Origin of the sequence: Microseira wollei NIES-4236, from assembly GCF_020521235.1 — a bacterium.
GTDB lineage: Bacteria > Cyanobacteriota > Cyanobacteriia > Cyanobacteriales > Aerosakkonemataceae > Microseira > Microseira wollei.
Genome location: NZ_BLAY01000011.1, coordinates 39,739 through 63,221 on the forward strand (window position 1 = coordinate 39,739; position 23,483 = coordinate 63,221).

Genomic DNA, 23,483 nt, shown 5'->3' on the forward strand with positions numbered 1-23,483 from the left:
GATGAGGGATGAATCATGGAGGACGAACTAAAACAATCGCGAATCATCCTAGTTGTAGACGATGATGACGCCAATCGCTATGTTGTTTCTCGCATTTTGCGTCAGGCAGGTTTCCTGGTCAAGGAAGCAGCAACGGGTAGTGATGCTTTGCAATTGGCAACCGAGCAACCAGATTTGATTATTTTGGATATTAAACTGCCGGATATCAACGGGTTTGAAGTGTGCCAGCAACTCAAAGCAGAACCCGCTACCAGTTTAATTCCCGTCTTGCATCTTTCTGCGTTTAAAGTCACTGCTGCGGATAAAGTCCACGGGTTAGACAGCGGCGCAGATGGCTACTTAACCCACCCAGTGAACCCACTGGAATTAATTGCTACAGTCAAAGCGCTGTTACGCATCCGCCAGACTGAAAAACAATTACAGCAAAGCGAAGAAAAATTCCGCGCTATCTTTAATCAGACATTTCAGCATATTGGAATTTTGTCACCAATTGGTTCGATTATTCAAGTCAATCAGTCGGCATTAGATTTTGCTGGACAAAAGCTAGAAAATGTGGTAGGACGTTTTTTGTGGGAAATGCCTTGGTTTTCTGCCTCGCCCGTCTCTCTAACCTGCACTGAGCAGCAGTTGCAAAAAGCGATCGCACTAGCTGCTACAGGTAAGTTTGTGCGGTATGAAGTCCAGATGCAAGGCGCTTTCGATACAGTCGCGACGTTCGACTTCTCGATCAAACCGATACTAGACGAGAGGGGAAACGTGGTACAGCTAGTTTACGAAGGAAGGGATATAAGCGATCGCAAGCGTGCAGAAGAAGAACTGCGTCGTGCTAACCAAGTCAAAGACGAATTCCTCGCCGTACTGTCCCACGAGTTAAGATCGCCGCTGAATGCGATTTTGGGTTGGTCGCAACTACTGCGTACCCGTAAGGTAGATGGAGTAGCGACTTCTCGCGCATTGGAAACAATTGAGCGCAATGCCAAATTGCAGACTCAAATGATTGAAGATTTGCTCGACATTTCCCGGATTATTCGGGGCAAGATAGAACTCAATATTGCCCCAGTCAACCTAGTTGTACCAATTGAAGGCGCGATCGCCACGATGCAGTTGGCAGCACAAGCTAAAGCAATTCAAATTCAAACCGCATCAGACCCCAATGGGGCAATAGTTTTAGGCGATCGCAACCGCTTGCAGCAAATTGTCTGGAATTTGCTTTCCAACGCGATCAAGTTCACCCCCCCTGGCGGACAGGTGGAAATCCGACTCGAACGGGTAGAGCAGGGGATCTCTGGAGATGGGGAGATGGGGAGATGGGGAGATGGTGAGATGGGGAGATGTGGAGATGGTGAGAATATAGATTCAAACTCCCCTCTGCACACCTGCACACCTGCCCCTCTGCCCCTCTGCCCCCCTGCCCCTCTGCCCTATGCTCGAATAACAGTCAAGGATACGGGTAAAGGCATTAGCGCTGATTTTCTGCCTTACGCCTTCGATTATTTTCGCCAAGCAGATAGTTCGATGACTAGAAATCATGGGGGACTGGGACTCGGTTTAGCGATCGTGCGGCATCTGGTAGAGTTGCACGGCGGTACAGTTTACGCCGCAAGTCCGGGAGAAGGAAAGGGAGCAACCTTCACCGTCATGCTACCGCTGATCAACGATCGATCCCCGACAAAACCCGACAGGGATGGGTGGGAGAGTTACGCAGATCTCAGCGGCGTGCAAGTGTTGGTAGTTGATGATGAACCCGATACCCGCGAATATATTACCTTCGTATTACAAGAGTCTGGGGCAGTCGTCACCGCAGTTGCTTCGGCAAACGAGGGACTCAAGGCACTTGACAAATCGCTACCCGATGTGCTTTTGAGTGACATTGGGATGCCGGGGAAAGACGGATATGCTTTGATGCGAGAAATTAGAGAGCGATCGCCAGAAGAAGGAGGAGAGATTCCGGCGATCGCGCTGACGGCATATGCCAGAGTTGAAGACAGCGAACAAGCTTTATTAGCAGGCTTTCAAATGCACGTATCTAAACCCGTCGAACCCGATAATTTAATCACCGCGGTTGCTAATTTAATTGCAAACAAAGCTAATGGCTAATGGCTAATGGCTAATGGCTAATTGGTAAATTTTTTGGCATTAACTACCAGCTTTTTCATGTCGTTCGTAAGCTTCCACAATCTTTTGCACTAGGGAATGGCGCACGACATCTGCTTGGGTTAGCTGACAGAAGCCAATGCCTTCTACATGTTGCAGGATTTTTTGCGCCACGGATAGACCAGAGGGTTGATTCGGCGCTAAATCGGTTTGGGTAATATCTCCAGTTACGACCATGCGAGAACGAAATCCCAGGCGCGTCAGCAGCATTTTCATCTGCGCGGGGGTGGTATTTTGAGCTTCATCGACAATCACAAAGGCATTGTTAAGGGTACGTCCCCGCATGTAGGCGATGGGAGCGACTTCAATGATGCCGCGTTCCATCAGATTGGGGATTTTTTCTGGGTCGATGAGTTCGTATAAAGCATCGTAAATCGGACGGAGATAGGGGTTGACTTTTTGCTGGAGATCCCCTGGTAAAAACCCCAACTTTTCACCCGCTTCTACTGCTGGTCGAGTTAAGATTAACCGTTCGTACTCGTTGGCTAAAAGTGCTTGAACGGCTAAAACGACGGCGAGGAAGGTTTTACCGCTACCAGCAGGTCCGATGCAAAAAGTCAAGTCGTGGGTGCGGATAGCTTTAACGTACTGTCGCTGACGGAAGGTTTTGGCGCGGATTTCTTCGCCTTTGCGGGTACGATAAAGAACGTCGCGCTGTAAATCTTGCAACTCGTCGGTGCGGTGGGTATCGAGAGCGTGACGCGCGGTGAGAATATCGACGCTAGAGATAATTTTGCCTTTGCTCCAGAAATCTTCAAGCGAGCGCACCAATCTTACAGCGAGGTCAACTTGATTCTCAGTACCTTTGATCTGTAAGTCTTGTCCCCGCATTACCAACATCGCACCTGTTTGCTTCGACAGGGTTTTCAGATTTTCTTCTTTGTCGCCAGATAGAGCGATTGCGCTTTCTATACTTGGCAGTTGAATTGTCGTCCCCTCTACCATTCCTGTGACTTCCTCCCACACTAAATGCTACGCATTATAGTGTGGGCTTCCTAACTCACCGAAAGTCAGAGGGTGGAAGCCCCTGCATTTATCCATGGGGAGGAAACCCGTAGGCGAATTTATTCGCCGTCCAAATATCTTAGAATCCATACGAATAGCCATCTTTTTGATGAATTGGTGTACAAAATCTGTAACTAATGCCAGCAACACGACCTACCTTGGTGGCAATATCAAAGCTTCCAGTTTTACGGCATAGTAAGCGTCCGACCTATTCGCCTATCTTTTTCCCGGAAGTGACAACAGCTTTGACAATATCGCCAGTTCTGAAGCCAAAGTGAATCTGTTTATGTTCGCGGTGTCTAACAGGAAAACCATAACGGTCAGTACCGCACATTTGGCGAGTCCCCCACCCAGTACACTTAATGCGTAATGGTTGCTGGGTCAGTAGCTTTATGCTGTCAATGCTTCCGACACAAGCCGCATCAATCCAGTGTTGTTTGGGTAGCTCAAACCGAGTCCGGTTATATTTGGTTTGTCCTCCAGTCCCCGTGGTTGTAGGGAGGAGAGTTTTTAATGTCCCCAACAATGCCCACCGAGTAGAGTTAACAGCGGATGCATCTTTTAATGGTTGTTTAGCTTGACTATGAATTGTCTCTAGCCTCGCAGGGTCTTTCTTGAGCAACTCATCAATTGATTTATTTCCCTTTTTGACATTGCATTTTTGACAGCTTAGAGTGAGGTTGGATACTCGGTTGCTACCACCCTTGGCTTTTGGGTGAATATGTTCAATTTGCAACGGGACACCTTCTTTACTGCAATAAGCACACTTGCGCCCCCACTTCTCTAAAAGATACTGCCTAACTTCATAGCCAGCGAGTTCGCCCTGTTGATACTCCACACCGTCAATTTCTGGGTTTTGTAGTTTTTGGGTGTCGAACTTAACCAGTTCCATGAAAATTTGGGCAATGGGTGTATACCGGCAAAGACGTTTTACCCAAGTCTCAACGGTGAGAACACGATGCATCAGGGATGGGGGTAGCCATCCGTCTTTCCGCTGGCGATTATCAAAACGTGGCTGCCGATACCTAGTTTTCCGGTTACGACGGCTACGGCGTAGTGACAGTCTAGACTCCAATGAATCCTTAATCTGCCATCCTCTATGCTCTAATTCAGCACACCAGATAACCTTGTCGCCATCTAAAATTGAAATTCCTGAAACCCTACTACCGGGGTCAAGTTTGATAACTAATGGCTTGATAACAGGGCTGTTGACTGCATGTTGCAATATTAGGGTAAAGGGATACATTCTGAACACAGCGGCTTTACCTTTGTCCAGCAGTTCCCTTGCTCGTTTTGGCCTAACTGGATTTAATGGTTTCCTGTTTTTATCAACAACAAAAACATAATTTTGCATTGCTGCATACACCTTGCGGGTAATGTTTGCTATGCCTCCTGCCTCGGCACGCTGCGCGAACGACAATGTTTAAGGTCGGTAACTATCCAAACGACACTCGTTTATTCTCCATACACCTGTTTAATCGTGAGGTTCTAGGGTTCAGGACTAGCAAGCATCCTGAAGTAGGTCTTTAACTCTTGCCTTAAACGAGTAGTCTGGTCAGGTTGGAGAGAATTGCAAACCCCTGCCTTCTAGGCATGGGGTCTGCTATCAACTAGAGAACCCTGACAAGCTCTACAGGCGTCCAATCGCGTCCTATAAGATCGGCCTTCCAGCCAGATCGGCATTTCTAGTACGATCGCTTGCGGGAAGCTTCCGCCTTACGCTTGCGGCGGAGGCTGGGTTTTTCGTACCGTTCGCGACGCTTGACTTCCGACAAAATACCGGCTTTTTGAATCTTCTTTTTAAAGCGTCTTAACGCCGAATCTATCGATTCATTTTCTCCTAAACGGACTTCTGCCACGCGCTATTATTCACCTCACTTATGCTCTTAGTTTGGATTGTTAATTAGCGACTGATTGGTTACTTGTAGACACGTTAACTGCAACGTCTCTACAGCGATCGCCTCTATAGTATTGCACCTGAAAAGTCCCTATAATTAAACAGCTGTTTTAGAGCCATTTAGGCCAGCAGCTTGTAGGAAGTACTTTTCACGCCTCAATACTACGTCATCGACCGGGCTGTTTAAGGAGTTTTCGCCATCTCCACAGACAATTGTACCCAACTGCGACAGAACCTCAAGGTGCTGATCGCCTTTCATTCCACGAGCTAAAAGCACATAGAAGGAAAGGCGAGCGTCCTTGATTGTAATGGTTTTGCAACTTCTGCCTTTCAAAACGTGTGTAAACCTGTTGGTTTCTTGGTTTGACCCAAGCACATCGCATCTTTTGCCAGATGTATGCCCTGACGCGGGGAAGAGACGAGTAGTACCTGTCTGTTGTCTCAAACAAATACGGTTTTTAGACCGTTTGGGGCATTTCTGCCTCCACCAACGCCAATCAACGTTTTTTGATTCTATGGCTGTGGCGTCAACCCTTAACTTCCGTAGTTCGTCACGCTACGTTTTTCGGCATAAACATTGGTAACGATGTTTGATGATGTTTGCCGAAAGAAGTGTTGGCGATCGCCATCTCCCATCTACATGCTAGCTGCGGAAGCGGATTCTGGGCGAAGACCTGGGAACCGGAGCTTTGCGAGGTGGGGAAGTTCTTGTGGGAGGATCATGGCTTCCCGCACCATTTTCTCTCTCTGGCCCTATACCACCGTAAATATCCAGGTAGACTGATTGTCCAGCGGCTTTGGCCGCCGCTTCAATCACTGTCCGGATTGCCTGAATATTCCTGCCACCCCGACCAAAGACTCGCCCTTTATCTTCTCCTTCAAACGCCAGACGAATCCAAACTTTTGGTTTGCTGGGGTTTGTTTCGCAGTCTATCTTCAACGAACTTGGCGACTCTAAGAAAGGCTGCACTAGAAATCGCACCAGTGCAGCATAATCTGGCATAGCTACTTGGGCTGGGATGGAGGGTTTACTGGGTGGCTTTTGCGCGGACCTGCTCGAAAACATTAGCTTTTTCCAAGATGTGGCGAACGGTGTCTGTTGGCTGCGCTCCTTGTTGGATTCGCTTAACGATCGCAGGAATGTCTAGCTTTGTTTCGTCGGTTCTGGGGTTGTAGAAACCCAGTTCTTCCAAAGGACGACCATCGCGACGCGAGGTACTTTTCATGGCAACGATCCGGTAGCTAGCTTCCCGCTTTTTGCCGTATCGTTTTAATCGAAGTTTGATCATGTTGCAGCAATCATGCTCTCAATTGTGACTAATCATCCATTGTACGTGCTATACAGAACTTGGCTAAACTTCTTACCCAGAGTTCACCATTCAACTAGAATTACTTTCTCTTGGGTCTGCTTCCTGCTTCCACCAAGGGAGTCGGCTCCTTCTTGTCCACAGGCGTCAATTCGGGTGTAGCCCACCCTATGAAGCTTTGGAGCGCGGGTGTACAAACGTGACGTTAAACTTCCCTAAGCTTTAGGGTGCGTTAACGAAGTGTAACCCACCATCTCTATCATATGCATTGTCGCTGGGTAAGTCCCGTCTCAGTTTGACGCGCCCAAGGCTGGTTTTGCCAGGGTTGCCCCCTTTGACTTCAAAGTTGACCAAAGCCTTTTTTCTTTTTGTCTTTTTTCTTTTTCGGCTTGGCTGCCCCCTGGTTATAACCCCGCCAACCGGGTGGCGCTGGACGGTTGCCCCCACCAAAGGGAGAAAGACCCCCTCCCGGCATTCCAGGCATTCCCGGCATGGCAGGCATCCCGCCCCCTTGGCTCATTTGCTGCATCAGACTCCGCATTTTTTGGAAATCGCTCACCAGCTTGCTGATATCCGATTCTTGGTAGCCGCACCCGCGGGCAATTCGACGGCGGCGACTGGGGGACGCCGATAGCAAATCCGGGTTTTGGCGTTCCTCTTTGGTCATCGAATTAATCATCGCTTCAGCCCGCTTTAACTGGGCTTCTCCTTGCTGGAGTTGGTCGGATGAGAGCTTGTTCATCCCTGGAATCAGCTTGAGCAAACCCCCCAGGGACCCCATATTTTTCAGCAGCCGCAACTGCTTGAGAAAATCCGTAAAATCAAACTTCGCTGCCAGGATTTTCTCTTGCATCTTGGCGGCGTCTGCCAAGTCCATTTCTTCCTGGGCTTTTTCTACCAGCGTCAGGACATCTCCCATCCCCAGAATGCGCGACGCCATCCGGTCTGGGTAAAACGGTTGCAGCGCTTCTACCTTTTCCCCGACGCCGACAAACTTAATCGGCTGACCGGAAACCCGCCGCACCGAAAGCGCTGCCCCACCGCGCGTATCCCCGTCCAGCTTGGTTAAAATCGCACCCGTAATGCCGATTTGATCGTGGAACGTGCGGGTGAGGTTCGCCGCCTCCTGCCCCGTCATCGAATCCACTACCAGCAAGGTTTCGTGGGGTTTAACCGTCTGCTTGATGCGGGCTAATTCCGCCATCATGTCTTGGTCGATTTGCAGGCGACCTGCGGTATCGATTATTACCGTATCTATGCCTTCTGCCTTGGCTCTTTCTACGCCCTGACGGGCAATTTCCACTGGGTTGGCATCAGTGCCCAGTTGAAATACGGGTACGTTAATTTGCTGACCCAGAGTAACGAGTTGGTCAATCGCCGCTGGTCGATACACGTCCGTCGCCACGAGTAGGGTAGAGCGATTTAACTTTTGCAGGTGTAAAGCCAGCTTAGCAGTAGCCGTAGTTTTACCCGTCCCCTGCAACCCCGCCATTAGCACGATAGTCGGGCGAGTTTCTGCGATCGCTAGGGGGACATTGGTTTCCCCCATCACGGCTACCAACTCGTCGTAGACAATTTTGATAAACTGCTGGTCGGGTCGCACGCCAGCAAAGACTTCGGCTCCTTGTGCCTTGACTTCGACCTCGGCAATAAAATCTTTAACGACCTGGAGGTTTACGTCTGCTTCTAAGAGGGCGCGACGCACTTCCCGCAGTGCCTCTTGTATATTCGACTGGGAAATGCGATCCTGCCCCCGCAGTTTCTTCCAGGCAGCTTCTAAGCGTTCGGATAGGGCATCAAACATAGAATCGGTACTTTATCAGATATCAGTTAACGAGTGAAGTACGCACCACCAGACCTAGGGGGTCTGGTGGGGGCTTCCAGTTTCATTCGCCGTTGCCACGTTGGCTCTCCGGAACAGGCATCCGGTGATGGTCTGACACAGGGTCCACGATCTTGCCGTTCCAAGCATCAGTGTGCCATCATCGCAAAAGGTTAGTCTTCGCGCCAGGAGTGACGATTGGTGGCTCGACAATTATACCTAAGTGCGATCCCTATGAGCCAACAGGTTAAGAGCTTCTCTTTATTGTATGCCTTTAGAGCAAGTTTCCAAATATTGGTAACTTAAGCTGGCATTTTTCCAGCATAATTATCAAAGATAGCGAGATTCATTTAATTAAAATTAGCGGTTAATCAACTATTATCGTTAACCTTTAACTCGAAAGCAGCTTGAGATTTCATTCATGGCAAAAACTAACTCAAAGAAGAAATCTAAAAAACAGGCTGCATCTGAAACTCCTAAACTCAGTCCCAAGGAGGAAGCCGCAATAAAAAGGCAGGCGGCGAAGCAGCGACAAGAATTCATCACCTACACGAGTGCCGTTGTCGGTGGATCGCTGTTTCTGGGCTTAATGCTGTTTCCAGTTGGCGGAGAGAAAGCCACAGTCGGGGTATTTGTCGGGTTAGTCGCGATGTGTCTGTCTTTCAAATATTACCGTCAAGCGCTTTGGGCATTTCTGATCTATGTGCCATTTGGTGGTACGGTTGTGTATGCGGTTGCTGGCGGAAATGCGCTATTCCAACTGGCAAAAGATGGGTTTTACATTCCGGCAGTCGTTACCCTTTATCAGGAATGTAAGCGGAAACGGCAGCCTTTTCTGATTCCCGAAAATCTCAAACAGCCGTTGATATTTTTACTGGTGCTTTGTTTGCTGACACTGCTGGTTGTCAACGGCGCCCAGCAGTTTGCACCTAAAAAAACTGGTCAGCCGATTATCCTGGGACTGATGGGGCTGAAAGTTCTGCTGGGATACCTGCCCTTAATCACCTGTGGTTACTATCAGATCCGCAATAAGAAAGAGTTGCTATTTTTGACCCGATTGCATCTGGTTCTGGCGATTATTTGCTCGGCTTTGGGGTTTATTCAGTACTTTTTCCTCACCAGCGGCAAGTGTGTGGGAACGCGGGGGATGTCTGGAGAGGCTTTATTTAAGGCAACCCTAGAAGCACGGTGTTTGGTGGGTGGTGCGTTGGTGTTTAGTCCTGAAGTTGGGATGATTCGCTTGCCAGGGACGTTCGTTTCTCCCTGGCACTGGGCTTGGTTTTTGATTGGTAATGCCTTTATGACGTTTGCCACTGCTTTTAGCGACCCCTCGCCGCTGTGGCGGATGTCGGGTTTGGTTGGCATGGCTGGGGTTTTTGTCAATGCGGTGATTTCTGGTCAAAGAATTGCTCTGGCATTGGTTCCCGTAGTCACGATTATTTTGTTGGTGCTAACTGGTCAAGTGGCTAACTTGAAACGGTTTATACCCATAGCATTAGGACTTGGGGTGCTGGGGGCTGTTGCTGCGGCGATGTTCCCCGCAATTATCCAAGAACGGGTGCAAAGCTTTGTAGACCGCTGGAATGCTTCACCCCCCACTGATTTTATTGCCGCTCAGGCGGGTAACACCTCTGGCAGACAAGAGGGAATTTTTGGAGCGGGTTTGGGACGTGCTACAAACTCGGCACGAGCTTTTGGCAACGTGGAGTTAATCGAAACTTACTATCCCAAAATGTTTCACGAAATCGGCCCGTTGGGGGTGGCGGCATTTTTGGGACTGGTGACAACCCTAACTTTCGTCACCTTCAAAGCTTACCGCTCGGTGAAGGAAAAAAATTTACGCAGCTTTGGTGCCAGTTTTTGGGTGTTTGTTTTGGTCATCAGTTACAACACTTACTGGTATCCTTTGGATACCGATCCGGTTTGCGTTTATTACTGGTTTTTTGCCGGAGTGATTTTAAAATTGCCGGAAATAGATAAGCAGGAACGGGAAAAATTAGCCGCAGAGGAGGCAAACGATCCGAAAAATAAAAAGAAACGAAGTCTCAAATCTAATAAAACCGCTACTACAAAGAAGGCGGCGTAACTGGTAGATAATAAAGCCAGTGGCGAGGCTAGAACTGACAAAAGGAGCTGCTTGACCGTGACTTGGCCTTTGATTTCGGTAGTTATTCCCACTTACGGACGCGAGGAACCTTTGCGGGATACGATCGCGGATGTATTGCAGCAAGATTATCCAAATTATGAGGTGCTGGTGGTCGATCAAACAAAGACGCACCAGAGCGAAACTCAAGCTTATTTGGAAAAACTGGCGGCGGATGGCAAAATTCGCTGGTTTTGCGTTGATTGGGCGAGTTTGCCGGGGGCGCGGAATTATGCGGCGCGGCGGGCAATGGGGGAGATTATTCTGTTTATTGACGATGATGTTCAGCTCAAACCCGGTTATTTAGCTGCCCATGCCCGTAATTATATAGATCGTCCGGAGGTGGGGGCAGTTGCTGGGCGAGTTTTCGACCGGATGAAACTAACTGATTCCGGCGGAGAATTGACGATTGAGGATTTACCCCCCCAGGCGATGGACCCCGGAATTGCTTGGTATTACATTGATTTGGTGCATACAGTAAAGCCGCAGCAAGTAATTTCGGCGAGGGGATGCAATATGTCTTTTCGTCGGGAAATCTTTACGAAGTACGGACTGCACTTTGACGAACGGTTTAAAGGCAGTGCGGTGCGGGAGGAATCGGATTTTTGCTTAAGGTTGCGGCAGACTGGTTATAAGATTTGGTACGACCCAGAGGCGGATTTAGTTCACTTGGGGGAGGAAACGGGGGGTTGTCACGATATTAGTACTCGCAGTCTCCGATACCAAATCACCTTCTATCACAACCACTTCTTAATGGCACTCAAAAACTTAACGCCTTTCCAACAAATGCGATTATTTGCTCGCTTGTTTGACTGTCACGTCTTGGGGAATCCTCCTTGTAATAAAAGTGGTTCTCCCATCAAAATTATCACCCGCGCTGGATTCTACTCGCTGGGATTTATTAACGCACTGGGAACCATGCTCAAATCTACGATTGATGACGGTCAAATTTACACTCAACAAGATAGCGTTAATGGGTAATGGCGTTCCCAGGCGACCGCCTGGGTCACGAGGGTAATGGCGTTACTAGGCTCTGCCCTGGTCACGAGGGTAATGGGTATTAATTTAGATTTTATTGCTATATTTTTACCAATTACCAATTCCCAATTACCAATTCCCAATTACCAATTCCCAATTCCCAATGTTATGAAAATTTTAGTTGCTAGCCACACCTATATTGTTGACCTCAATCGCGAAAAGCTACGGGCTTTAGCTACTCTGGAACCGGGAATTGAAGTCACCGTGGTTGCGCCGCGCCGCTGGCAACCCGGTGGCGTTCAAAATAAGACGATTGAAACGCAATTTTTACAGGAAGGTTCGTTTCAAGTTGTGCCGGTTTCTAATTTTAGTCAAAACAATCAAGGATTGCTTACTTTTGGCGCTGATTTGATTTCTTTGTTGCGCCGATTTCGCCCTGATATTATTCAGGTTGAACAGGGTTCTAAGGCTCTGGCTTATGCTCAATTTATTTTCCTGAATCAGATGCTGGGATTAAAGGCAAAGAATGTATTTTTTACTTGGTGGAATTTGCCTTATGAATTAAAGTTTCCCGTTTCTGTTCTGGAAGCTTATAACCTGAGCAACACTCACGGAATTGTAGTGGGAAATAAAGATGGGGCTGAAATTTTGCGCCAGCGCGGCTACAATGGCCCGATGAAAGTTATGCCGCAACTCGGTGTTGATGAAATTCGGTTTAAACCCCAGCGTCAACCAGAATTAGCGGCAAAATTGGGGATAAATTCGACTGATTTTGTTGTCGGGTTTGTCGGGCGATTTGTTGAGGAAAAAGGATTGCTGACGCTGCTATCAGCACTGGCGGGGTTACATGATAAACCCTGGAAATGGCTCTTACTAGGTCGCGGCCCTTTGCAATCAAATTTAATGGAACTGGCAGCAGAAAAGGGAATAAAAGATAAACTGATTTGGGTAGAAAGCGTTCCCCACGATGAAGTTCCTTGCTATATCAATTTGATGCATACTTTAGTGCTGCCTTCCGAAACAACTTATAAGTTTAAAACTCTGACGGCAGCGGGGTGGAAAGAACAGTTTGGTCACGTGTTAATTGAAGCAATGGCTTGCAAAGTGCCGGTGATTGGTTCTGATTCTGGCGAGATTCCCCATGTGATTAAAGATGCTGGTTTAGTCTTTTCAGAAGGGAATGTGGAAGATTTGCGAAATTGTTTATTGCAGTTGATGGAACAACCTGAATTAAGAGATAATCTGGCTGAGTTGGGTTATCAACGGGCAATGGAACAATATACAAACAAAGCTTTAGCTAAGCAATTGTTGGATTTTTATAAGGAAATTAGTTAAACGAACCACAGAGGACACGGAGAAGGATGGGAAGGGGGTAATTTGAGAATGCTAGGAGAACAAGATATTAAGATAAGAGAGGCAAATAAACAGGAAGACTCTCTGATTGCCAGACATTTTTATCAAATGTGGCGGGACAATGATGTTCCTACCCAATCTATCCAGTATAATTGGCTTGAAATTACGCTTCAATTTATAGAACGCGCGCGTCAAGAACTCTGCTACAAAGCTTTTGTAGCAGAGATTGATGGTGAAGTGGTTGGGTCTGCTGGGTGTCAGCTTTTTGCTGGTTTATACCCACAGGCGCTAGCAGAAGAATACCGGAAATATGGATATATTTGGGGTGTCTATGTTGAACCGCCTTTCCGAGGACAGGGTATTGCTAAAAAACTTACTGGTATGACAGTGGATTATTTAAAGTCCCTTGGCTGTACTCAGGCTATTCTACACGCTTCTCCATCAGGCAAACCTGTTTATTCTAGCCTTGGCTTTTCACAAAGCAATGAAATGCGGTTGGATCTGATTTGAAAATTGGTAATGGGTAATTGGTAATGGGTAATAGACTTATCAGGACTTACGCAAAGAAACCGGGTTTATCTGAAAAATCGTTGAGCCAGGAAACGAGAGATATACAAAGAAACAAAGGTGATGGCAAGGTCTTGCGTCAGTCCTACTTATGTTGAAAATAAAGTATAGGGCTGCTAGTGTCGCCCACACCACAAGACTTTGTGCGGAGGTATAGTTAACTTTTGCAAGAGTGTTACCAATTACCAATTACCAATTACCCATTACCAATCACCAATTATCTAAAATTATGCGAATTCTGCAAATTGTTCCTTCAATTTCTTTAGTTTACGGTGGCCCCAGCCAAATGGTGCTGGGTCTTTCTGCTGCTTTGGCTAGGGCAGGGGTTGAGGTGACGGTTCTCACTACTGATTCTAATGGAGATACGGGGCAACCGCCGCTGGATGTTCCCTTATATCATCCCGTCGAACAAGATGGGTATCAGGTGCGGTATTTCCGCTGTTCTCCTTTCCGCCGCTATAAATTTTCCCTCGATTTGTTGCGTTGGTTATATCAACACGCCAAAGAGTTCGATCTGGCACATATTCATGCTTTGTTTTCGCCTGTTTCTTCTTTTGCGGCGACTGTGGCGCGATCGCGCCACCTACCCTACATTCTCCGTCCCCTCGGCACTCTCGATCCAGCCGATTTACAGAAGAAAAGGCAGCTAAAACAAATCTATGCCGCGCTGCTGGAAAAACCTAACATCGCCGGTGCTGCCGCTATCCACTTTACCAGCCTCCAGGAAGCTAAAGTTTCAGAACGATTCGGTGTTTCTACCAAGGATTTGGTCATTCCCTTGGGTGTCACCCCTTCTCCCACCCACAACAAGGGCGAATTGCAATCCAAAATTCCGATAGTGCTTTATATGTCGCGGATTGACCCAAAAAAGGGGTTAAATTTGCTACTTCCAGCTTTAGAAAATCTTTTAGCTGAGGGATTTAAGTTTCATTTTGTGCTGGCTGGTGGGAATCCGCAAGACCAGGCTTATGAGGCGAAAATAAAGGCACAGGTACAGGGGTCGCCGTTAGTAGAACACACTACTATTACTGGATTTGTCACGGGCGATCGCAAAACAAACTTCCTACAACAAGCCGATCTATTTGTCCTGCCTTCTTATTACGAAAACTTTGGGATTGCCGTAGCAGAGGCGATGGCATCTGGAACGCCCGTGGTAATTTCAGATGGAGTTTATATTTGGCAGGATGTGCAGCAGGCAGAAGCTGGCTGGATTGCATCTCTTACCCTAGAATCACTGATGAAAGCGTTAAGATTAGCACTTAGTAATGCTGAAGAAAGACGGCTTCGGGGTGAAAGGGGGAAAGAATATGCGTTGAGGCATTATAGTTGGGATGCGATCGCGCAACAGACCATCGGGGCATATCAAGAAATTCTGTCCGAAAGAGCATAGTAGAGGGCTTTGGGCAAATTGTAAAAAGATCTAAAGCCCGACCGGAGAACCGGATTTTATGGCACAATCGCAAAGTAGATAATTGATCGGTTTCAAAATCAGGGGAAACTTGTTATGGCGCTTAGATTAGGCGACACTGTACCCAACTTTACTCAAGCCTCTAGTGAAGGCGAAATCAACTTTTACGACTGGGCAGGCGACAGCTGGGTGGTTCTATTCTCGCACCCTGCGGATTATACACCTGTTTGCACGACGGAATTAGGGGAAGTCGCCCGCCTCAAGCCAGAATTTGACAAGCGCAACGTGAAAGCGATCGCTCTGAGCGTAGACGATGTAGAATCCCACAAAGGCTGGATCGGCGATATTGAAGAAACCCAAAGCGTCCAGCTCAATTATCCGATTCTGGCAGACCCGGATAAAAAGGTTTCTGACCTTTATGACATGATCCACCCCAACGCCAGCAATACGGTAACAGTTCGGTCTGTGTTCGTGATCGACCCGCAAAAGAAACTGCGTCTGACCTTTACCTATCCTCCCAGCACGGGGCGCAATTTTGATGAATTGCTGCGGGTAATTGACTCTCTGCAACTAACGGATAATTACAGCGTGGCAACTCCTGCCAACTGGAAAGATGGGGAAGATTGCGTAATTGTCCCATCCCTCAAAGATCCGGAAGTGCTGAAGCAGAAATTCCCCAAAGGATATGAGGAAATTAAACCCTATCTGCGGATGACGCCTCAACCCAATAAGTAAGGCAAAAGTCAAATAGGGTGAGCAATACTCACCCTATTTTCTTTTCCCATATTGTTAGCTTATACTTTAAAGTGTCGCTTTAAATTGTTGATGGGCTGCTCGATATACTGCCATGAAAGCATTGCCACAACAATCGTGGTTACAGTGTTAAGCACAAATTGAATTCCCACTGACTTGGGATAGGAAAAGCCCAAATAATTCAGGATAGTAGGAACAACCGCTCCAGCTACAAAACTGTGATAAATGTATATTCCATAACTAATCTTACCCAGGTAGACAAGCGGTTTGAATTCTAAAATACTCCCTGTAATGTTCCCGAAACCCCGTGCAGCGCCATCTACTACCCAGACAAAAAACAAAGCGTTGATACTATCTTGAACGACTAATCTGAGTCCAGGATCTATATGGTTTTTGGTAATAATGAGAGCGAAAGACAACGAACCTCCGATCCAAAAACCCAAATTAGATAACAAACTCTTAGCTCTAGATCTATTCTGGTTGTAATTGTAAAATGCTAATAAAGCTCCTAAGCCAAGGGAATCAAAGCAGGCGGGGGTAAGCAGGTTGATTCTAATTCCGTCGTTTAATGCCATTTGCAGGCATAAAATCCTGAACAAAGGCGCGATTATAATTGTTGAGTAAATTAGCTTATCAAGATGCTTTTTAGGCACGAATAAAACAAACAAAGGCCAAAATAAATAAAATTGAAACTCAATAGCTAAAGACCAAAAGGGTGAATTAATATCCCACTTATGCCAAGCATAGTAAAAATTGGATAAGTAGGTAAAATGCCAAATAAAAGATGGATGAAGCCCTAGAAAAAATCTTGTTGTTAAAAAAAGAGTGAGATAATAAATAGGTAAAATTCGCAGGAAACGCCGGATATAAAAATTGCGTATATTAACCCAAATGCGTTGATTACCTTCTAGGTTTTCCCTAGTATTTAATAAGATAAAGGTAATCAGAAACCCACTAAGTACAAAGAACAACTTGACCCCAAGTGTACCTACTCCAACCGTGGAATTCAAAAAAAATTGTTGAGGTAGCCAGTGGTAAACCAGTACACCAAATACAGCTATTGCTCGTAAAGCATCTAGCTGAATCATGTGTTTTAACTGATTTTGTTTTTTGACTTTTCCGGTGAGTTGGAGTTGTAATTGCATGGAGATTTTGGAATGGCGAATGCATGTTGAATGGTGACGGTTTCTGTCTAGTAGCCGCCTTGTAAACCAAGGAAAATATGCACATAAAAATATCAGTAAACCCTTAAGGGTTTACTATATGCACCCCAAAAAAAGCTCCCCTCAACACCTACGATTAAGAGCAAGTAGGCGGCGCAAGAATTACTGTTAATGAAAGAGTGGCGAAAAGGCTAGCGCACCTAGTTACCAGTCGCCACTGGGGATTAAATATTAGCCAAAAGACGGGTATTCATTTTCACAAACCTTTCACAAAATATTAGCTGTAGGCCAATCAATGCATAACCATATTGCCTGACTGTCAATCGAGATAACAGGGAACAAACTTACCGACAGAAGTCATAGGCATACACTCGATATTGCTGGCACTATATCCATAATCATACTGTAAATTTTTAGATCTGTGTCAAGATCCCCCTGGAGTAAACCAACCTCAACAATGAAATTAGTGGGTGGCTCTGGGTCACTTTAATTTTTAAATATGCTATGGCATAGGTCGGGGATCGCTTGTCTTTATTGGCGTTCGCATATTTATTTAATATAAAAAAACATCAACAAAAAGTAGGAATAATGCATAAATACTGAAGTATTAAGCAACTAGAAAAAGTTTTCATAAATCGGCAGTTCCTATCTGCAGGAAAATACGGTAAAGTTGAGAACGAGGTAAAAAATGAAGCGATAGCAGGGTATCCCAGAAAATTGAAGAGGACGCGGGGACACCCCATGGTAGGAGCCAGGGGATTCCAACTTTGAAGAAGACGGGTCAAATGGGAGACAAGGGAGAGGGTCGCTGTGATGAAAAACTCCCCGCGTCCCCGTGTCTTCTTCTCTTCTCCACAAATAAATTCGGGAGGCTCAAGACTAGGTGCTGCTCACTGGAGAAGGGTGCAAGAGAGCATCTCCCCTTCCCCGCGGAGCGAGCGTCGTTTTGGTCAAGGGATCGGTAAAGCTGATTAATTGGCTCAAATGCTTGCAGCCGTAGGCATTTGCCATACCCGCTGGTCAGAGGGTCTGATGAAACCAGGTTTGGCACGCCAAAAACTCTTGTGGGGTAGGCATCCTGCCTGTCTTTGATATCATGTCCTTAGGTATCGGTAGTATATGGATGGCTAATTGCTAATTGCTCGCTTGCTAATTGCCAGCTTGTCAATTGCCTCCAGAGCAGCCATTAGCGATTAGCTATTAGCAGTTACACAACCGTTGCTATTGGACATGATCTGACTTGGTATTCGGTCCTTGTCTAATACCGATATAGGTCAAAATCTTTATAGCGAATGACATTAGGTAAATTGACGATGGAGATCAAAGACGGATTTGTCGGCACAATTGGCAACACGCCGCTGATTCGCTTGAACAGCTTTAGCGAGGAAACTGGATGCGAAATTTTGGGTAAGGCAGAATTTCTCAATCCAGGCGGTTCGGTTAAAGACCGCGCTGCGCTCTATATCATAAAAGAGGCAGAAGAAAAAGGCTTGCTCAAACCAGGGGGTACGGTTGTCGAGGGAACCGCTGGCAATACGGGAATTGGACTGGCGCACATTTGCAATGCCAAAGGCTACAAATGCCTAATTATTATCCCAGATACTCAATCTCAGGAAAAAATGGACGCATTAAGGACGCTGGGTGCGGAAGTCCGTCCCGTTCCCGCCGTCCCCTATAAAGACCCCAATAATTATGTCAGGCTATCCGGTCGAATTGCATCTGAAATGGAAAATGCCATTTGGGCGAATCAATTTGATAATTTAGCAAACCGCCGCGCCCATTACGAAACGACGGGAAAAGAAATTTGGGAACAAACCGATGGCAAAATTGATGCTTTTACCTGCGCTACCGGAACGGGTGGAACTTATGCGGGAGTGTCGATGTATCTGAAAGATAAAAATCCCAACGTTAAAACAGTTTTGGCAGATCCGATGGGTAGCGGACTTTACAGTTATGCCAAAACGGGAGAAATCAAAATAGAAGGAAGTTCGATTACAGAAGGGATTGGTAACAGCCGCGTTACGGCGAATATGGAAGGCGCACCCATCGACGATGCGCTCCAAATTGATGATAAACAAGCAGTAAAGGCGATCTATCAACTGCTAAGAAAAGATGGACTGTTTATGGGTGGTTCTGTGGGAATTAATGTAGGTGCGGCTTTTGCGCTTGCTAAACAGATGGGGCCTGGTCATACAATTGTGACAATTCTTTGCGACGGCGGTGCGCGGTATCAGTCGCGGTTGTTTAATCAGGAATGGTTAGCGGCAAAAGGTTTGTTACCTGATTAGTCAGTCGTCCCGCTAAAAAGCAGCGGGGCGGGTTTATATAAACTGTCGATTCACTTTATATATGGTTGGTAAAACCCGCCCCTACACAACTAAAAACTGACAACTATGCAAATCAACGCATTGGTAGCTTATCAGTCTGGTGAAGGCTTGAAGCCTTATAGTTTTGAACTACAGCCACTGCAAAGTTATGACTGCTTAATTAAAGTTTTAGCTTGCGGTATCTGTCACTCGGATATTCACATGATCGATGGTGACTGAGGGAACTCCCGGTATCCGTTAGTACCCGGTCATGAAGTTATTGGGGAAGTGGTCGAGGTTGGGAACCAAGTACGGCATCTTAAAGTGGGCGATCGCATAGGTGTAGGATGGCAAATGTCATCCTGTCTGCAATGCTCTGATTGTCTCAAAGGTAACGAAAATCTCTGCGACCAAAGCCAAGCATTGATTGTAAAAGGCTATGGCGGTTTCGCCGATTACTTAACGATAGATTCGCGTTTCGCCTTTCCCATCCCCCCCGGAATTGACACCGAAGTTGCAGCGCCGCTGTTGTGCGGCGGTATCACTGTATACTCGGCTTTGCGCTATGCTGGCATGACTTGCGGGCAAGAAATTGGCATAATTGGCATCGGCGGTCTGGGTCATTTGGCGGTGCAGTTTGCCAGTCATTTGGGAAATAGCGTCACGGTTTTTACCACCTCTGATGATAAGGCGCAGTTTGCTACCCAACTAGGGGCGCGTCACGTCGTGGTTGTACCCCCCGGAGCATCCCCGCCCGCTGCCAAACAAAAGTTAAATATAATACTCAGTACGGTTCCGATTGCCTTAGATTGGGAGGCTTATTTGCAATATCTCGATTCTGACGGGACTTTATCGCTAGTCGGCGTGCCTTCGGAGCCGCTGAATATACCGCTGTTCCCTTTACTTATCAAGCGTCGCCTGGTTATGGCTTCTCCGATTGGTGGGAGAGGGATGATGATGGAAATGCTTTCGATTGCGGATCGGTTTGGCATTAAACCGATTGTAGAGACGTTTCCTTTGCCACAAGCGAACGAGGCGATGCAGAAAGTCAGGGATAACAAGGTACGCTATCGAGCCGTTTTGACAGTTAGTTAAGGCAATGGAGTCTGCTAGAACGGTTTTAGTTTGCCAAAATAAAGCCTGTCGCAAACAGGGTGCGGCTAAAGTGCTAGAGGCATTTCAGGCGCATCCTGTGGCGGGGGTTTTTGCGATCGCATCCCGTTGTCTGGGACAATGCGGCAATGGGCCGATGGTACTGATTTTGCCGGAGGAAGTTTGGTATAACGGGGTACATCCCGATGAAGTGCTAGCAGTCGTAGAACGACATTTGCGGGGAGGTCAACCTGTAAAGGCAATGCTGTATCAAAAGTTTCATCGGCAGAATTAAATGGGGATTTAAGTCAAATTCAGATCTGGCACCTGTTGCTTGTCCCCCGCCCTGGAATATAGCGGTTTGCGACTTGATAGAATACATTTTTGCATAAGTTAATAGTCCGCTACGCCTTGCTTAGTTTGTCAAGCGCGCACCCTTAAGGGTGCGCGCTTGACAAACTAAGCCACAAGGGCTGTATTCCACCAAGTCACAAACTGCTATAAATTCCCAGGGTTTTTAGCCTAAGTCCACTTAAGTGGACTGGTTTGTATTTCAGTCCTGTTTTAGAGGACTTTTGCTATCAGCTTTGGAATTTATTCCCTGGCGGGCTGTGGGTATTAGTGCAAGATTTCAGTCATAATTAATTGGGTCAGGACTTACGCAGGTCGAAGCCAGAAACCGGGTTTTTGATAGAAACTTTGGTGTTTGCGTAAGTCCTGTGGGTATATCCCTATCGGGATCGGTGTTGTATGGGGATTCAGGGTGAAAGTCTTACTCAAATCTGGCACAAAGGCACAGGACAAAGTCCCGTTGTGGCATAGGGAGAAAGCAGCCAGCGTCCACTAAGACTTAAACTGCATAAGTGCAATGGGGCAAGACATAGATATAAATGGAAGTCTTAGGTCAAAATGAAATTATGACCATCGCACAACTCACATCCAGAATCGACGCGGTTAAAATCTACGCTGCTGGTGCCACAATCACCCGCATCGCCGAGTTGCGCCTCACACCAGACTCATTGCCAGAACAAGTAGAAATTCCTTCATTGCCTCTAGCTTTGGATGATACCAGCGTCCGGGTGCGGGTTGAATTCGATGGCGGTAATGTCCCCATTGCATCGGATATTCGCATTGGTTTAGCTGTTCCTCCGCCATCAGAAACACCCAATCCACCAGCGGATGAGGAATTGCGTGCCGCAAAAGCAGAAGTGCAGCGTCTTGAGGATATTATTGCCCTAATCGATAACGAGATTGCAGTATTATCTGGGCTAGAAGTACCGGATCGCCCGGAGGGAGAACCTGGGAAAGCACCACCGCCGTCGCCGATGGGTGCAAGACTCGCACTGGCGAATTTCAGCGACGAACAAATCCGCGCCAGAATGCAGGAAAAGCGAGAAACATTAGAAATGTTGCGTCAGGCGAAAGAACATCTGGCAGATTTACAACAAAAACAGACACTTGCTTCTACTGCTAGAAATGCTAGACCGAACGAACTTCGCAAAACTGCAATTGTTAGTTTAAGTTATGAAGGCGAATTCAATACAGAGCAACAAACGCTGTTAGTTATAGAGTATTTTGTACCGGGGGCGCGTTGGACTCCGACTTATGTTTGTCGTTTGAATAGTGCAAATTCAACTGCAAATATTGCAGTTCGCGCCTTAATTTGTCAGAAAACGGGTGAAGATTGGTCGGGGGTGCGGTTGGAACTTTCTACCGCATTGCCGATGACTTGGTGTGCCTTGCCAGAATTGCCTTCGTTGCGACTGGGGAAAGCACAACCTGTGGTGAAAAAGACTGGTTGGCGCAGACCTCCTATTGGTGCAGAGATTTTGTTTCAAGATTACGATCGGCAGAAAAGAATTGCGCTTGCTGCTGTTGCCAAAAACCAAACCAGCATCAATTTTTCCTACCCATCTGTACCACCATTACCCAAGCAAGTGGCGGAGTTTAATCTAAAGACATTACGTACAACGTCTGCTTTTGAAGTCAATACCCAGCAGATTGAATTCGAACAACAGATGGCTAGCTTCAACCGGAGGGAGCGCGAGCTATTCCTCGCTATGAAAGAGGCGCAGCGCCAAGCCGAAGAACAAGAACAGGCTAAAGAAGATTTGCAACGCCAAGTAATCAGGATGCTGGATGATGTGGAAGGGGCAGCACGGGGGGATCTAACCGTCCAAGCAGAAGTCACTGCCGACGTGTTGGGAGGTCTTGCCGACGCCTTTAACCTCACGATTCAAAATTTGCGAGATGTGGTACAGGATTTGCCTCCGAAACATCCAGCTAGACAAAGATTTCGCGTTTCCTCAGAAGAAGAAGTAACGCCATTTGGAGCGCGTGATATTGATGAATGGGAATTTCAGGATGATGATTTGGGGAATATACCTGATTTTGCTCCAGGTGATGCAGCCATAAATCCAACCTTATCATCAACCAGCCAACGCAGCAGAAAACTAGCTAAAAAAAGGAATTTTCCAGCTAGTCCTTCGCCGCGAGCCGAATTAATGGGTCGAGGTTTAAGTTTACGAGGTAATTTGCCCGCAGATATAACAGATGATGTAAGCGATCGCATCGCCTACGGTTTAATGCGACTAGGCGCAGCAGAAGACACAGCCAAGCGCGGTAAATTATTAATAGAACAACGAAACGAAGCTTATTTAGAAATCCTCGAACGCCAGAAAGTTGTTGTAAATTTTGACATCACAAAAGTCGTCCAAACGGCAGTAACCAAAGCCGAAAGTTGCCTTTATCTCAACCTTCCTCCCGGTGGCATTAACGTGCGAGAAGTTGCAGCTTCTTTTGACTATGCCTACAGCGCCGATGGACGCCTCGATGTCCCTTCAGACGGTCAATTTCATTCTGTCGCGCTCACAAACAAAACCACAAATGTAGACCTGCGATATATTGTCGTTCCCCGCGAAGATACCAACGTTTTCCCCATCGCCGAACTTCACAACCCCCTACCAGCACCGCTACTAAGTGGATCTGCTGATGTTTACGTAGATGGCGAGTATATTTTATCGATCAATATTGCCACCGTACCGCCAAAAGGAAAAATGGAAATCGGACTGGGAGTCGAACAAGCAATCAAAGTAGCCAGAAACACATCTTATCAAGAATCCCGCTCTGGCACGGTATTAGTAGCGTTTAACGAAATGCAACATAAAATTGACATCGAAATTGCCAATCGCCTGTCCAAAGAAGCGCGAATTGAAGTACGGGAAAGAATACCCGTTCCCCAAGAAGGTGCTAAAGTAGATGTGCAAATCAACCAAGTTACGCCAGCGTGGGAAAAGTACGAACAAGAGGAACGCGGCACACCGATTCGAGGCGGTTATCGCTGGCGGGTAAAAGTACCTGGTGGACGCAAAGCAATCCTATCAGTTGACTACACGATTAAAACCTATGTCGATAGCGAAATCATCGGAGGAAATAGGCGAGAGTAATAATACTTCGTGGAAAAATCCCTGCAACGGGTGAAGCGCCGATAAAAAAAACTTGTTGATATATAAAGATATCCATATGATTTCCCTGG

General features: G+C 46.8%; 18 protein-coding genes and 2 pseudogenes. 13 read left to right on the plus strand and 7 right to left on the minus strand.

Annotation, left to right across the window (positions count from 1 at the left end; all coding sequences use genetic code 11):
• The first annotated feature begins 15 nt into the window (after window positions 1-15).
• Window positions 16-2,097 (plus strand): hybrid sensor histidine kinase/response regulator, encoded by a 2,082-nt coding sequence (locus tag MiSe_RS05300; protein ID WP_226575648.1) that lies wholly within the window; start codon window positions 16-18, stop codon window positions 2,095-2,097.
• Window positions 2,098-2,136: 39 nt separating this feature from the next.
• Here the strand turns inward: MiSe_RS05300 and MiSe_RS05305 are convergent, their stop codons facing one another.
• The 6 genes and pseudogenes from MiSe_RS05305 to ffh form a co-directional block, all read right to left on the minus strand.
• On the minus strand, window positions 2,137-3,099 hold the full coding sequence (locus MiSe_RS05305; RefSeq protein ID WP_226575650.1) for a PhoH family protein: 963 nt from the start codon (window positions 3,097-3,099) through the stop codon (window positions 2,137-2,139).
• Window positions 3,100-3,238: 139 nt separating this feature from the next.
• Window positions 3,239-4,513: pseudogene (gene iscB / locus MiSe_RS05310) on the minus strand (RNA-guided endonuclease IscB).
• Between the two features lie 331 nt (window positions 4,514-4,844).
• On the minus strand, window positions 4,845-5,018 hold the full coding sequence (gene rpsU, locus MiSe_RS05315) for a 30S ribosomal protein S21 (RefSeq protein ID WP_226575652.1): 174 nt from the start codon (window positions 5,016-5,018) through the stop codon (window positions 4,845-4,847).
• A gap of 681 nt (window positions 5,019-5,699) precedes the next feature.
• On the minus strand, window positions 5,700-6,059 hold the full coding sequence (locus MiSe_RS05320) for a KH domain-containing protein (protein ID WP_226575654.1): 360 nt from the start codon (window positions 6,057-6,059) through the stop codon (window positions 5,700-5,702).
• A 25-nt stretch (window positions 6,060-6,084) separates the two neighbouring features.
• On the minus strand, window positions 6,085-6,345 hold the full coding sequence (gene rpsP, locus MiSe_RS05325) for a 30S ribosomal protein S16 (protein WP_226575656.1): 261 nt from the start codon (window positions 6,343-6,345) through the stop codon (window positions 6,085-6,087).
• A gap of 358 nt (window positions 6,346-6,703) precedes the next feature.
• Entirely contained in the window at window positions 6,704-8,167 is a 1,464-nt protein-coding gene (ffh, locus tag MiSe_RS05330; RefSeq protein ID WP_226575664.1) for a signal recognition particle protein, read from the minus strand.
• Window positions 8,168-8,606: 439 nt separating this feature from the next.
• On the opposite strand from ffh, the gene hpsL reads away from it, so the two are divergent.
• From hpsL to MiSe_RS05360, 6 genes are all read left to right on the plus strand, one after another.
• Window positions 8,607-10,271: a hormogonium polysaccharide biosynthesis protein HpsL gene (gene hpsL, locus MiSe_RS05335; RefSeq protein ID WP_226575665.1), complete on the plus strand. Its 1,665-nt coding sequence runs from the start codon at window positions 8,607-8,609 to the stop codon at window positions 10,269-10,271.
• Window positions 10,272-10,328: 57 nt separating this feature from the next.
• The gene (hpsN, locus tag MiSe_RS05340) at window positions 10,329-11,309 is read left to right on the plus strand and encodes a hormogonium polysaccharide biosynthesis glycosyltransferase HpsN (protein ID WP_226575667.1); all 981 of its coding nucleotides are present in this window, start codon (window positions 10,329-10,331) and stop codon (window positions 11,307-11,309) included.
• 165 nt (window positions 11,310-11,474) lie between these two features.
• Entirely contained in the window at window positions 11,475-12,641 is a 1,167-nt protein-coding gene (gene hpsO / locus MiSe_RS05345; protein WP_226575758.1) for a hormogonium polysaccharide biosynthesis glycosyltransferase HpsO, read from the plus strand.
• 48 nt (window positions 12,642-12,689) lie between these two features.
• On the plus strand, window positions 12,690-13,169 hold the full coding sequence (locus MiSe_RS05350; RefSeq protein ID WP_226575669.1) for a GNAT family N-acetyltransferase: 480 nt from the start codon (window positions 12,690-12,692) through the stop codon (window positions 13,167-13,169).
• A gap of 286 nt (window positions 13,170-13,455) precedes the next feature.
• Window positions 13,456-14,616, plus strand: a complete 1,161-nt coding sequence (gene hpsP / locus MiSe_RS05355) for a hormogonium polysaccharide biosynthesis glycosyltransferase HpsP (protein WP_226575671.1) — start codon at window positions 13,456-13,458, stop codon at window positions 14,614-14,616.
• Between the two features lie 114 nt (window positions 14,617-14,730).
• Window positions 14,731-15,369: a peroxiredoxin gene (locus tag MiSe_RS05360; protein ID WP_226575680.1), complete on the plus strand. Its 639-nt coding sequence runs from the start codon at window positions 14,731-14,733 to the stop codon at window positions 15,367-15,369.
• Window positions 15,370-15,428: 59 nt separating this feature from the next.
• Here the strand turns inward: MiSe_RS05360 and MiSe_RS05365 are convergent, their stop codons facing one another.
• The gene (locus MiSe_RS05365) at window positions 15,429-16,532 is read right to left on the minus strand and encodes an acyltransferase family protein (RefSeq protein WP_226575689.1); all 1,104 of its coding nucleotides are present in this window, start codon (window positions 16,530-16,532) and stop codon (window positions 15,429-15,431) included.
• 1,331 nt (window positions 16,533-17,863) lie between these two features.
• On the opposite strand from MiSe_RS05365, the gene MiSe_RS05370 reads away from it, so the two are divergent.
• From MiSe_RS05370 to MiSe_RS05395, 6 genes and pseudogenes are all read left to right on the plus strand, one after another.
• On the plus strand, window positions 17,864-18,838 hold the full coding sequence (locus MiSe_RS05370) for a cysteine synthase A (RefSeq protein WP_226575693.1): 975 nt from the start codon (window positions 17,864-17,866) through the stop codon (window positions 18,836-18,838).
• Window positions 18,839-18,943: 105 nt separating this feature from the next.
• A complete protein-coding gene (locus MiSe_RS52555; protein WP_373872749.1) occupies window positions 18,944-19,096 on the plus strand; it encodes a hypothetical protein in 153 nt (50 codons plus the stop codon).
• 18 nt (window positions 19,097-19,114) lie between these two features.
• Window positions 19,115-19,339 (plus strand): annotated as a pseudogene (locus MiSe_RS52560) (alcohol dehydrogenase catalytic domain-containing protein); the annotation flags it as partial.
• Between the two features lie 6 nt (window positions 19,340-19,345).
• Window positions 19,346-19,951, plus strand: coding sequence for a zinc-binding dehydrogenase (locus MiSe_RS05380; RefSeq protein WP_373872754.1), 606 nt, complete (start codon window positions 19,346-19,348; stop codon window positions 19,949-19,951).
• 4 nt (window positions 19,952-19,955) lie between these two features.
• On the plus strand, window positions 19,956-20,243 hold the full coding sequence (locus MiSe_RS05385) for a (2Fe-2S) ferredoxin domain-containing protein (RefSeq protein ID WP_226575695.1): 288 nt from the start codon (window positions 19,956-19,958) through the stop codon (window positions 20,241-20,243).
• A gap of 595 nt (window positions 20,244-20,838) precedes the next feature.
• The gene (locus MiSe_RS05395) at window positions 20,839-23,394 is read left to right on the plus strand and encodes a DUF4139 domain-containing protein (RefSeq protein ID WP_373872750.1); all 2,556 of its coding nucleotides are present in this window, start codon (window positions 20,839-20,841) and stop codon (window positions 23,392-23,394) included.
• Window positions 23,395-23,483 lie beyond the last annotated feature (89 nt).

Bases quoted from the DNA above. Each gene is read 5' to 3' on its own strand.
- MiSe_RS05300 (WP_226575648.1), top strand. From the start codon at position 16: ATGGAGGACGAACTAAAACAATCGCGAATCATCCTAGTTGTAGACGAT.
- MiSe_RS05305 (WP_226575650.1), bottom strand. From the start codon at position 3,099: ATGGTAGAGGGGACGACAATTCAACTGCCAAGTATAGAAAGCGCAATC.
- MiSe_RS05320 (WP_226575654.1), bottom strand. From the start codon at position 6,059: ATGCCAGATTATGCTGCACTGGTGCGATTTCTAGTGCAGCCTTTCTTA.
- rpsP (WP_226575656.1), bottom strand. From the start codon at position 6,345: ATGATCAAACTTCGATTAAAACGATACGGCAAAAAGCGGGAAGCTAGC.
- ffh (WP_226575664.1), bottom strand. From the start codon at position 8,167: ATGTTTGATGCCCTATCCGAACGCTTAGAAGCTGCCTGGAAGAAACTG.
- hpsL (WP_226575665.1), top strand. From the start codon at position 8,607: ATGGCAAAAACTAACTCAAAGAAGAAATCTAAAAAACAGGCTGCATCT.
- hpsO (WP_226575758.1), top strand. From the start codon at position 11,475: ATGAAAATTTTAGTTGCTAGCCACACCTATATTGTTGACCTCAATCGC.
- MiSe_RS05350 (WP_226575669.1), top strand. From the start codon at position 12,690: ATGCTAGGAGAACAAGATATTAAGATAAGAGAGGCAAATAAACAGGAA.
- hpsP (WP_226575671.1), top strand. From the start codon at position 13,456: ATGCGAATTCTGCAAATTGTTCCTTCAATTTCTTTAGTTTACGGTGGC.
- MiSe_RS05360 (WP_226575680.1), top strand. From the start codon at position 14,731: ATGGCGCTTAGATTAGGCGACACTGTACCCAACTTTACTCAAGCCTCT.
- MiSe_RS05365 (WP_226575689.1), bottom strand. From the start codon at position 16,532: ATGCAATTACAACTCCAACTCACCGGAAAAGTCAAAAAACAAAATCAG.
- MiSe_RS05370 (WP_226575693.1), top strand. From the start codon at position 17,864: ATGGAGATCAAAGACGGATTTGTCGGCACAATTGGCAACACGCCGCTG.
- MiSe_RS52555 (WP_373872749.1), top strand. From the start codon at position 18,944: ATGCAAATCAACGCATTGGTAGCTTATCAGTCTGGTGAAGGCTTGAAG.
- MiSe_RS05385 (WP_226575695.1), top strand. From the start codon at position 19,956: ATGGAGTCTGCTAGAACGGTTTTAGTTTGCCAAAATAAAGCCTGTCGC.
- MiSe_RS05395 (WP_373872750.1), top strand. From the start codon at position 20,839: ATGGAAGTCTTAGGTCAAAATGAAATTATGACCATCGCACAACTCACA.